Raw genomic sequence first — 11,733 nt, 5'->3', positions numbered from 1 at the left:
CGGGCGATCCGTTAAGTCGTTACTGATGATGATTTTGCCGCGCCGTTCTACCTCTGCTTTGTTATGACGAGGTTTTCCACGATGCCGCAGTTTCCGTTTCGCTTTGTTTACGCCGGGATATCGGCGCCTTGTCGCGGCGTCAAATACACCCGCGTAAATCGCACGATAGATCGTCGCTGTGCTAATGACAGGAACGCCACGCTCCCTGCGTAGGCGCATAGAGATTTGCTCCGGAGACCATTGATGGTCTAGGAATTTGTTCTCCACGAGCTGTGATAGGTATTTATCGTCTAGCTTTCTATGCGGTTTACATGCCTTGCGACGTTTTGCATATTTCCCCTGTGCAAGACATGGCGTGTACTGTTCTTTGACACTGTTGCGCTTGCGTTCACGGCTGATGGTTGACTTGTTACGTTTGAGAGTTGCCGCAATCTTTGTGAGGCTAAGACCTTGAGCAAGATATATTGCTAGCTTTTCTCGCTCAAGAATGGTAAGATGATGGTAGTGGCTCATAGCGGTGCTCCTCCGTTTGTGGTTTTTCTTGCTAACACCATTATACAGGAGTTTTTTCGTTATGAGTCCTTTTCTTTGTTAAATTGTGTTGCACTTAGATTGTACATCCAAGATATAAAAGTTTTTTCAAATATTTAAGCGTCTCTGCAATAACGAATATCTTTATTACTGCGTATTTTACACACAAAAGTATCGCATCCACCTACACGTTGTCACTCACCTTTCCTCTAAATAGGCGGTATTATCTATCATAACAGAATATATCAATAAAACGACATAAACGGAATATTGTATAATAGATAAAATTGTCTTGCTATTTCTCATGATTTGCGTTACACTAATGGCAAAGAAAGGGACGTCTCATTGATGCAGGTGCGTGAGCGTTTTAACGTATACCTGCCAAAGGAAGTGAATATCATGTTTTTAGAGGAACGCCAAGAGCTCATCGTCCGTATGGTGGAACGTGACGGAAAGGTCAAGGTCAAAGAGCTCAGTGCAAAGTTTAAGGTCACCGAGGATTGTATCCGCAAAGATCTGGGTTCGCTGGAGCGGCAAGGGCGTCTGAAACGTACATACGGCGGCGCCGTTAAGCTGACGCAGAGCGTCCACATGATCGAAGTGAGCCGTCACCGCCACATGGATGTGGACGCAAAACGCCGCATCGCACAGGCGGCAGTCTCACTCATCCAGGACAAGGACATGGTCTTCCTCGACATATCGACGAGTAACCTCGCGCTTGCAGAACTTCTTATGAAGAGCGACCGCGATCTCACCGTCGTGACGAATATGGTCGACGTGCTCGGCGTGCTCGCACGCAACCCGCGCATCGATCTCATCTTCGCCGGAGGACAGATCAACCGCGGACGTGACGGATTCTGGGGCGGTATGACCCAGGAGTTCATCAAGCGTCTGAAACCCGACATCGCCTTTGTCGGCGCCGTCGGCGTCGATGTCAAGGCCAACAGCGTCTCCACCTACGACATTGACGACGGACTGAACAAGGCCGCGATTATCGCGCACAGCAAACGTGCCTATGTCGTCGCCGAGGCGCGCAAGCTTTCGACGGACGGCAACTACGACTTCACAAGCCTCGACGCGCTCGCCGGTCTCATCACCGATACCGAGCCGTCGCCCGATATTCGCGCTGCCGCCGCAGAGCTCGGCGTGGATATCGTTCTTCCCTAGATTTTCCTTTGCTCTATAAACAAAGCCGCTTCCCGGTCGGGAGGCGGCTTTGTTGTGTGTCATTCATAAAATATCCCGGTTGGGGTGGGATAATAACGCAAAAGGAGGAACAGGGATGATCGATTGGAAAGCGCCGCTCAGAGAATGCCGCATCTGCCCGCGCGCCTGCGGCATCGATCGCACGGCGGGCGCGCGCGGATTCTGCGGGGCAGGCACCCTCGTACGCGTTGCCCGTACGATGCTCCACCGCTGGGAGGAGCCGTGTCTTATCGGCGCGCACGGTGCAGGCGCCGTATTCTTCTCCCACTGCACGCTTCGCTGTGTTTACTGTCAAAATCACGAAATCAGCCACGGCAAGCGCGGCGACCTCCTCAGTGTGGAGGAACTTGCCGAACGTTTCCTCGAACTCGAATCGCAGGGCGCGGCGACGCTCGATCTCGTTACCCCGACGCACTACACGCCGCAGATCCTCGCGGCGCTTGAACTCGCCCGTACCGCAGGATTCTCCCGTCCGGTGGTCTGGAATACGAGCGGCTACGAGACGATAGAGACGATCGACTTCCTCAAGGGTCATGTCGACATCTACCTCCCCGATCTCAAATACGATACCGAGGAGAGCGCCCGCCGCTTCTCCGCCGCGCCGGGCTATGCCGCCGCCGCATACGCCGCCCTCTCCGCCATGGTCGCCCAGGTCGGCGCCGTTCAATTCGCACCCGATGGACGTCTGCTCTCGGGCGTGCTCGTCCGCCATCTCGTTCTCCCGGGACACCGCCGTGAGAGTATCGCCATCGTGCGCCGCCTATGGGAGACTTTCGGCGACACGATCCAGCTCAGCCTCATGCGGCAGTATACGCCGACCTACCGAGCCACAGAGTTCCCGCCGCTTCACCGAAAACTCACGACATTCGAATACGAGTCCGTCGTCGACGCGGCGCGCGATCTCGGCATGACGCGCGTCTATGTGCAGGATGCCGCCGCCTCCTCTGCGCATTATATACCGGACTTCTAACGAACATTCGCTCATAAACCTGCCCAACGGAAAAGCCGCCCGCCGGTGTTTGATATATCAGCGCACGGCAAGCGGCTCTTTTGATGCAGTTTTACGGTCTCGTTATCAGCCCTCTTCAACCTCGATCAGGGCGTATTTCCCATCGTTGCGGCTGTAGACCACGTTAACCTCGTTCGTCTCCGCATTGCGGAATACAAAGAAATGATGATTGAGCAGATTCATCTGCATGATGGCTTCCTGCACGTCCATCGGCTGGAGTGCAAAGCTCTTGCGCTTGACGACCGGATAGATGTCGTCCTCCTCGGGGACGGGTGCCGCAAACGTCTCCACCGCCTCCGCCTTGAACCCGCCGTGACGGAACCTGCGCTCGAGCTTCGTCTTTTGCTTTCGAATCTGGCGCTCGAGCTTCTCAATGACAAGATCGATCGAGCTGTACATATCCTCCGAATGCTCCTCACCGCGCAGCAGGACGCCGCGGACGATGGGAGCAGTCACTTCTACCTTGTGATGTTTCCCCTCAACGGAGAGCAGGACCGAAATCTCGCCCACGTTTTCGAAATACTTCGTGATCTTGCCGACGCGCTTTTCCACATAGTCGCGCAGTGCGGGCGTAACCTCGACATTTTTTCCCCGAATCGTGAATGCAGCCATGAAACACAGCCCCTTTCTATCCACAGGGAGCGTTCTTCTTTACACCGCCCCCCTTATACTTTATTAGTTCGACACGGATGCGAAATCCCCTGCCAAGTTCTCTAAATTCTGATTGTTTCGTAATTCATTGAGATGCTATATTTATGCAAATGAAAAAGCCCGCTGTGTAAGCCGGGCTTTTCGAAAAGATGCTGTTATTCTTTTTTGACGACGTTATCCGCCTGCGGACCGCGCGCCCCCTCGACGATGTCGAACTCAACTTCCTGTCCCTCGCTGAGTGTTTTGTACCCTTCTCCTTGAATGGAGGAAAAATGGACAAATACATCGTCGCCGTCATCGCGAGAGATGAATCCATACCCTTTGTCCGCGCTGAACCATTTCACTTTTCCTGTCATAGCATCGGCGCTCCTTTCCTTGATCAAACTTGCCTATGCGATAGGTTTACCCTGATGCGGCACATAAGCTAACCTTTATTATAAGATTCACTTAAGCCGCTGTCAATGACATATCTGAAAGGAAAAGAAAAACGATTATTCGTACAGTTTAAGTACGGTCAAAGTAGCCGAAATCATGGCAAAAGATCAGTGAAATATCGTTCCATGCGCGCCCACCGGTCACGCTCGAGTTCTTCGCGTCGTGCAAAGAGGTCACGGTATGCAGCGATATAAGACTCCACATGTTGTGTGATGAGACGATGCCGTGCGACATAACGATATGCGTTCTCCGCCAAGCGGATGCGTAGGTCATCGTTCGTGACGAGCAGAGTCAGCTTCTCCACGAAGTCCCGCACGTCCCGATAGATCAGCCCCGTCTCTCCGTCACACAGTGTCCGCGCGTACACCGTGGGCGAGGCGAGCGTCGCTGCACCGTGTCCCGCAGCCTCAATGAACTTCAGATCCGATTTTGTACGGTTGAACACTGTATCGCCGAGCGGCAGGAGGGCGATGTCGGCACGATGCAGTGCTGCCGTATAGTCCGCGTAGGAGGCGACGGGGTCGCCGTCTTTTTCTCCCCATATGAACTCTTTCCGTGATGTTCGCAGTTCATCATAGAAGGCTCGATCTCCCGTCACGAGGAAGGAAAGTCTTTCCCCATGCACGCGAATCACCTCATTCAACGCATCCATAAGCGGCGCCCAATCCGCCCCGCGGTTCAGCGCACCAAAGAATACCGTCACATGATCCGTACCGCGTGTATAGCGCCGCTGTGCGGGCAGTTCCGCAAGCTGGTTCTCCAGTAAGAGAACATGTGGATTAAACTCACGCAGGATGTCTGCAAGCGGCGTCGTTGATGTCTGTATGGCGGAGACGGCGCGGAACGAAAAATAATTCGTCTCCTCGAGTTCCCGCACCACCGACGGATGATCGTCCATCTCATGCAGGAGCAGATTCCCACGCATGACGGTTGCACCAAAAAGGCCTGCTAATCCGGGATCAGGAAAATAAAGCTGCCGCTCGATCAGAACGATGCTGTTTTCCGCTTGGCCGAGCGCCGCAAGCGGCAGACGATCGTCGGTCTCCTCGGTGCAGCCGTGCAGCGTGACCGCCCCTACGGCCTGCATTGCCTGAAGCGGTGTATCGAGGCGCACATGTGCACAGACATCAATCCGATTGAGCAGGACAACGGAAATGGGAGGATCGCATAGATTATCCCGTCCCACAGTGCCGGAATATGCTCCGCCGCCGAGGTTTATGCTTTGAGCAGGCGAAGTAATAAAAAATCCGTGTGCTTCATCTCCGACGCCATGCGAATCGCTCGGTCGTTATCCCCCATATCGTGCAGGAGCACCGCCATGTTCTTAATGGTCTCGTCACAGCCGGGATCCAGACGCAGCGATTCCGTCAATAAAATCTGTGCGCTCTCATAGTCGCCCTCAACATATGCGGCGCCCGCGAACGCATTCAGCGTGCATACCTTGTCCCGCGGGCGGATGTTCTCGCCGAGGATTTTGGCGGCTGTCTGTGCGGCGCTCCCTGCAAGAGCTTGCTCGGACGGCACGGCGACTGATTTCGATGCGGGAACGGCGACGTCCTTTGTGGGCGGTACGGCTACGCCCTTCGGCGCGGGGACTGCCGGTTTCTTGACCGCCGACGGCGCGGGGACGCCGACGGGAGCGGACACGAGTCCAAAGAATGCGGCGAGGTGGGGATAATTCTCTCGCACCTCGGCGGGGCTCAGCCGCGCCTCGAGTCCCGCATAACGGTCGATCTCCGCGCGCTGCGCGTCGCTCAGTGCGTTCCCGTGAGATGCAAGCAGATTTTCATAAACTTTGAACGCGTCCTGCGTACGCTTTTCCTTGAGACAAATGCGTCCAAGGAGAATGCGGACGTCCACGTTCGCGGGATCGCGTGTCAGCGTCGTCGTCACCCAGTCCGCCGCGCGCGCCGTATCGCCCGACTCAAAATACGCGCGCGCAATATCGCCGAAGCACTCCTCGGGCGCGCTGCCCGCCGCCGCCATATCTGCGAATGCATTGACCGCGTCGGCATACGCCTTTTTCTCGATATAGCCGCGGATGCGTGCCGCATTGCTGTCCTGTGTCATAGTCGTTGTTCCTTTCCCTTTCCGCTTTCTCGCTTCTTTGCGGCGCTGCTGTTTTTGCCGCGCTCGCTCGGCATGATTTTTCTTACGCTTCTTCATTGAGATACCGCTCCCATATCATCCTGTATGCCTCCTCCATATCCCATACATACTGTGCGCCGTCCATCAGGGGAGAGGCGCGCATCATCCGCCGCACCGCACCGTGGAGTGCCGCGAGGAGTTCGCCGTCCCGCGCGAGCAGCGCCGCCCGTTCGACATAGGCGTCCGCCGTATCCGCAACGAGTTCACCGAGTCCCGCATTGTACAGGATGCTCGTGCCGAACCGCGCACCGTGGCGCGTCCCTGCGCGCGTAACAACGGGCAGTCCCATCAGGAGGGCTTCGCATGTCGTTCCGCCGCCCTGATAGGGATATGTGTCGAGAATGATGTCGACATCGAGATAGTCCCTCAAATAATCACGCGTGCCGGAGCGCACGTCGATCCGCCGGAGGTCGATGTCGGCACGTGCAGCGCGAGCACGCATCCGTTCGAGCGGTTCCGCGTCGTCGTTCACATTCTTGAGCACGAGCCGTGCATCCGGCACCGCGTGCAGAATCTTTGCCCACAGCCGGAGCGTGTCGTCCGTAATTTTGGAGAAATTGTTAAAACTCCCAAAGACGACGGGCATATGCGGTCTGCGCACGATATTTTCGTACGGGGCAAACCGCTCCGGCGGCGTGAAGCAAAGGTGCGTATGCGGCAGCCGAAGGATCTTTTCGAAAAAAAGTTCCTCCATCCCCGGCGGGTCGCAGACGGGATCGCCGAGCACATAGTCGATCGCGGGCACGCCCGTCGTATCGAAATAGCCGATGCCCGTGATCTGCACGGGCGCGGGCTTATACGCCGCGATGCGCAGGGTTCGCCCGCCCGCCGTATGACCCGCGAGGTCAAAGAGGATGTCGATCTCATCCGCATGAATCGCCGCCGCAGCCGCAGTCTCCGGCATCCCCGCAAGATTGCGGTATCCGTCCACCATGCCCGCAATCCAGTCCGTCACATCGTCGTCCGCACCTCCGGCGCTGTAGATGCGTACGTCAAAGCCCGTCCGGTCATATCCCGAAAAGAGCGGGACGGCGAAGTTCAGCACCACATGCTCGGAAAGCGAGGGCGAGAGATAGCCGATGCGGATTTTCGCCCGCCGCCGCTTTTCATGAGAGAACTGCGGCACATCACCAAAGATGCGTCCCCACGCGCTGTGTTCCTCCCGCAGGAATGCATCGGAGACATCCGCCGCATAGTGGAGTGTCATCAGATAATTGCTGAGGAGCTCGACACGCACAGCGTGCGGCGCGCCCTCAATGTTCCAAGAGGCGCGCAGATGCGGCAGCGCAGCATCGAGTTCCCCCAGCATATGAAGCAAATGCCCTTCCATCGCATGATACTGCCACCGACGCGATTCCGGGAACAGATGCGCCTCGTTCATCCGCCGTAGGCGCGCGTGCGCCGCCGCAAAACGCTGCGCCGCGAGATCTTTTTGCACGCGGGAAAAAGCGGCGTCAAACTTCTCCATGCGCTGCTCGGTACCGCGCCCAGATGTCACGATAGCATCCCTCCATTTCGCGGATATAGCCGACCTGATCCATCACGGGAGAGTTCTTCATCCGATCCCGCAGCTCCCTATGCAGGGCATCGAGGAGATCAACATTCTCTGCGAGCATCACCGCCGTCTCCACATAATCCGAAAGGGTCTCCGAGGCAAGATCGCTAAGTCCAATATTGGCGAGTAGACTATAGGTGAAGCGTGTACTGTGCCGCTCTGTATAATAGGAGACGACCGGGACGCCCATATAGAGCGCATCGCACGTCGTCCCGCCGCCCGGCCACGGGAACGTATCGAGCGCGATGTCCACATCGAGATACCGCAGCATATAGTCCCGCGTCGCCCGCTCGAACTGCACGCGGCTCATATCGAGCCCGACCCGCTTCATCCGCTCGTGCGCCGCTCTTACCACGCCTTTCTTCTCATAGGCGGAATTTTTAAGCAGCAGCCGCGCCGTCGGCAGCCGGCGCAGAATCTCTGCCCACACACGGAGCATCTCATCGGTCATCTTTAGATATTGATTGAACGAAGCGAATTGAACGTATCCGCGCCGCCGAGCAGGTGCTCCCTCGGACACCGGGAGCTGTGTATATCCATTATAGCAGAATTGACTCGTCAGGCGCAGTAATTTTTCAACAAAATATGCGTCGCCGACACTCCCCGGTGGATCGCAGTACCGATCCGTGACAAAGTAGTCGACGGCGGAAAGCCCCGTCGTCGCCATATAACCGAGTCCCGAGAGCTGCACGGGTGCAGGCTTCCACGCAAGTGCAGGCAGGCCGCTGCGCGCCGTATGTCCCGCGAGATCAAAGAGGATATCCACCTCATCCGCATAGATCCGAGCGGCGATCTTCTCCGGCGCATTCGCCTGCTTTGAAACATCTCGCCATGCGGTGACAAGTGTCTTGAAGAACTCCGTATACTGATCCGTTCTGCCAAGACTATAGCAATAGACCTCAAAATCGTCGCGGTCAAATCCCGCGAGAAACGGCCAGATGAAATACTGCATGACGTGCTCGCGGAAATCACCCGAGATATATCCGATGCGAATTTTATCCTTTTTTCGCCGTCCCTCGTGCGTATAAGGGCGAACATCCGCGAACAGCCGCTCGTACGCCAAACTGCGCCGATAGACCTCCGCCGGAGATACGTCGACGGCATTCGCCATCAAAAGAGCCCCGGAGTGATAGGAGCGGCGCATCAGCGGGTCGGAGGTGCGCGACGCGTATTGCATCGCATACTGCGATTCGGCAGCAGCGCCAAGAACGTTCGGCGCATGATCCGCACATACTTTGAGAAGTGTTTCGTGCACCTCGGGTGTCGCGGGCAGCCGACCTGCCTCAATCTCTGCAAGCCCCTCCCGGGCGCGCCGCACCGCGGCCGCTACGTCTCCCTCGGCGGACACCCCCACCACGGACAGGTACAGCCGCGCCGCCTCTCTTTCCCGTGCAACGCCCTCCGCAGCACACGCCCATCTTGACGCGTACTCCCTCCGATGCAAAAAATAATACGCCCATGCGAGCGACATGCGCTGCGCCGGCAGGAGCGCCCCGCAGCCGTCGAGGATATGCCCCTCCCGCAGTACCCGCGTCCAGCCCTTTGCCTCCTCCGCGCGCGCGAGCGCCGCCGCATGTTCCTCCACACGCGACGATTCCACCGCGCCGAAGAGCAGCCGGTCATAGGCGCGCTCCATCGTAAATAGATAGGCGGCGCCGTCGGAAATAGGACTGTCGCGGAACTGCCACCGCAGCGTTTCGTGTAAATGCGAGAGCCGCTCCACATCCCGCAGCAACGATGCGGCACGCTGCGCAAGCGTCTCGGCATCCGCCACAATTTCATCCCCGAGCCCTGCCGCACGGAGAATGCCGGCGGCATACTTTCCAACAACACCCGCTGCCGTCAGGATCGGCACGGACGATTCCACGGTACGGCAAATTTGCGCAGGATCGGCATGAATCCCAATCGCAATATCGAGTTCCTCATCAGCGACCTCATCCACGAGGATCAGCTCCGCCACATCCGATCCCGTCTCCGAAATGAGTGCAAAATCCGCATCTGTTAAGACGCCGCCGATCGACACCGGCAGAATCAGCCGCACATGGGAAATGCGCGCGAGCAGCGCACAGAGGAGCGTGACGATCTCCTCACGCAGCCCCTCGTCCGCCCTGCCGATAAGCCCAACTGACGCCGGCGCGCCGTCAAGCATCGGTGTGCGATAGGCATACGCCTCCCGCCGCTCAATCGGCGTATAGCAGAACGGGACAAAATCGGTCTCCCCGTCAACGGTCAGCAGCGTCTCCGCCCCCTCGGCAGGATCGCTCTCTGCAAGAGAGAGCAGTCGCCGTGCAGGACGCTCTGCAAAAATCTCCCGAATGAATACGGGCGACGTATCAAAGGAGAGATCAACAAGGAGGTCGAGCTCATCCCCGCGTATGATCTCCGCCGCCTCCTGCGCCGTACATGCGCCGAGCGTACGAAACGCCGCCGCCGACTCTGCAAACGGCGCCGTATCCCCCTCCGCCCCCGTATGATAGGCATAGAGTTCAAAACGCAGCGGATTCGCCAACGCAAGAAGCGCCGGCAGAAAATCCCGTTCTGCGCCGCCGCCAAAAGAATCGGAAAGATACCCGACGCGTATTTTCTTCTCCGTGTCACGCCGATGCCCGACAGATGCTCCACGATGCTTCTTCGCCCTTTTCTTCATCATACGGTCCTTTCCGATCCCACTGCTGCAAAACGCCGATAGGCGTCCTCCAAAGCGCGCATATATCCCTTTTGATCCATCAGGGGCGAGCGCGCCATCATCCCGCGCAGCCCCCTGTGCAGCGCGTCGAGCGTATCGAGATCTCCCGCGAGCAGGGCGGCGCGCGCAATATATCCCTCCGCACTGTCCGCTGCAAGCTCCGCGAGTCCCATGTGTGAGAGCAGCGCATAGCCAAAGCGCGTACTGCGCCGCGCCGCATAGCGCGTCACCACCGGCACGCCCATATAGAGCGCATCGCACGTCGTCCCCCCGCCCGGCCACGGGAATGTGTCGAGCGCAATGTCCACATCGAGATACCGCCGCATATAGCCCGTATCCGCAGACTCTAGGAGCACGCGCCGGGGATCAAATCCGAGACGTCGCAGCCGCTCCACTGCCGCCGCCCGCATCTCCGGCGCAAAGAACACCTGCGACTTGAGCAGGAGGCGCGACGCCGGGACGCGCTCTAAGATCTCCCGCCAAACGATAAGCATCTCGTCCGTGAACTTTCGATACTGATTGAACACCCCGAAAAGGATCGAACCGCTTTGCCGCGCGGGCGTCCCCCGCGACGCGGGCAGATGCGCGGGCGGCACATAGCAGAACTGACTCGGCAAATGCACGAATTCCTCCGTAAAATAACGCTCATGTCCTTCCCCCGGCGGATCGCAGACGACATCCGTCAGGAACGCATCCACCGTGCGCAGCCCCGACGTCGCCGTATAGCCGAGTCCCAGCATCTGCACCGGCGCCGGGCGATGCGCGAGCACAGGCAGAGCGCCGCCCGCCGCATGACCCGCGAGATCGACCAGCACATCGATTTCATCCGCACGAATGCGCTGCGCAGTCTCTACAGGAGACATATCGCCCATATCCCGCCATACGTCCGCATAGGGGCGCAGCGCCGCCGTCACCTCATCCGGCTCCGCCGCCGTGCTGTAGACATATACCTCGAAGTGCGCGCGGTCATACGCCGTGAGGAGCGGCTGGATAAAATTCTGCATCACATTCCGCCGAAAATCCGGCGAAATATAGCCGACGCGAATCTTCTCATGCCGACGGGGCGACGGAAACGTATACTGCGGCACATCCGCAAAGAGTTCACCATAGGCACAATGCGCCGCAAACAGCTCCGATTCATCGACCTCCCGCGCATTCTGTGCGAGCAGGAACGAGCTATATAGCCCTACATCCGCAGGCTCTTCTCTGTAGGCATCGCAATAGAATGCCGCCGCCTGCGGCTCTCCAATGCGATACGCCACCGCCGCACGCAGGCGCAAATATTCCCGCCGCATCTCCGTGCGTCCCGCCGCGAGATAGTCCGCCGCCTCCCGCAGCGCACGCGGCAGATCGCCCATCCGCTCCACCGCATAAGTATGGAGATAGCGGATCATATCGTCCGCCGTGCCGCGCCTCATAGCCGCCACGGCAAGTCGGCGCGCCTCGGCATAACGCTCCGCGGAAAGCGCAGCAAATATGAGGTCTTTCTGCGCCGCATTCGTCCTACTCATT

10 protein-coding genes are annotated in these 11,733 nt (G+C 58.0%); 2 read left to right on the top strand and 8 right to left on the bottom strand.

All coding sequences use genetic code 11. The annotated features are described in order from the left end of the window. Window positions 1-513, bottom strand: a 513-nt coding sequence (locus HMPREF1147_RS02745; protein WP_037351060.1) for a helix-turn-helix domain-containing protein, incomplete at its 3' end; no start/stop codon positions are given. Window positions 514-930: 417 nt separating this feature from the next. Here HMPREF1147_RS02745 and HMPREF1147_RS02740 point away from each other — a divergent pair. Next, complete coding sequence (locus HMPREF1147_RS02740) at window positions 931-1,698, top strand: DeoR/GlpR family DNA-binding transcription regulator (RefSeq protein ID WP_026762003.1); 768 nt, start codon at window positions 931-933, stop codon at window positions 1,696-1,698. 115 nt (window positions 1,699-1,813) lie between these two features. After that, window positions 1,814-2,707: a radical SAM protein gene (locus HMPREF1147_RS02735; RefSeq protein WP_009657590.1), complete on the top strand. Its 894-nt coding sequence runs from the start codon at window positions 1,814-1,816 to the stop codon at window positions 2,705-2,707. Window positions 2,708-2,812: 105 nt separating this feature from the next. Here the strand turns inward: HMPREF1147_RS02735 and hpf are convergent, their stop codons facing one another. From hpf to HMPREF1147_RS02700, 7 genes are all read right to left on the bottom strand, one after another. Next, a complete protein-coding gene (gene hpf / locus HMPREF1147_RS02730) occupies window positions 2,813-3,358 on the bottom strand; it encodes a ribosome hibernation-promoting factor, HPF/YfiA family (protein ID WP_009350302.1) in 546 nt (181 codons plus the stop codon). 194 nt (window positions 3,359-3,552) lie between these two features. Beyond that, a complete protein-coding gene (locus HMPREF1147_RS02725) occupies window positions 3,553-3,753 on the bottom strand; it encodes a cold shock domain-containing protein (RefSeq protein WP_009350303.1) in 201 nt (66 codons plus the stop codon). A 173-nt stretch (window positions 3,754-3,926) separates the two neighbouring features. Beyond that, window positions 3,927-5,018: a glycosyltransferase gene (locus tag HMPREF1147_RS02720; RefSeq protein ID WP_009657599.1), complete on the bottom strand. Its 1,092-nt coding sequence runs from the start codon at window positions 5,016-5,018 to the stop codon at window positions 3,927-3,929. A 29-nt stretch (window positions 5,019-5,047) separates the two neighbouring features. Then, on the bottom strand, window positions 5,048-5,998 hold the full coding sequence (locus HMPREF1147_RS02715; RefSeq protein ID WP_009657592.1) for a tetratricopeptide repeat protein: 951 nt from the start codon (window positions 5,996-5,998) through the stop codon (window positions 5,048-5,050). Beyond that, complete coding sequence (locus HMPREF1147_RS02710) at window positions 5,985-7,478, bottom strand: hypothetical protein (protein ID WP_009657591.1); 1,494 nt, start codon at window positions 7,476-7,478, stop codon at window positions 5,985-5,987. Before HMPREF1147_RS02710 ends, HMPREF1147_RS02715 begins: the two co-directional genes overlap by 14 nt. Next, the gene (locus HMPREF1147_RS02705) at window positions 7,435-10,185 is read right to left on the bottom strand and encodes a hypothetical protein (RefSeq protein ID WP_009657607.1); all 2,751 of its coding nucleotides are present in this window, start codon (window positions 10,183-10,185) and stop codon (window positions 7,435-7,437) included. The genes HMPREF1147_RS02710 and HMPREF1147_RS02705 overlap by 44 nt, the downstream gene beginning before the upstream one ends. Continuing rightward, window positions 10,182-11,732, bottom strand: a complete 1,551-nt coding sequence (locus tag HMPREF1147_RS02700; RefSeq protein ID WP_009657587.1) for a glycosyltransferase family 41 domain protein — start codon at window positions 11,730-11,732, stop codon at window positions 10,182-10,184. The genes HMPREF1147_RS02705 and HMPREF1147_RS02700 overlap by 4 nt, the downstream gene beginning before the upstream one ends. Window position 11,733: the final 1 nt, after the last annotated feature.

It is taken from the genome of Selenomonas sp. FOBRC9 (assembly GCF_000287655.1).
Taxonomy (GTDB): Bacteria; Bacillota; Negativicutes; order Selenomonadales; family Selenomonadaceae; genus Centipeda; species Centipeda artemidis.
The sequence above is the reverse complement of the archived record's forward strand: the minus strand, read 5'-3'. Positions and strand labels throughout refer to the sequence as shown.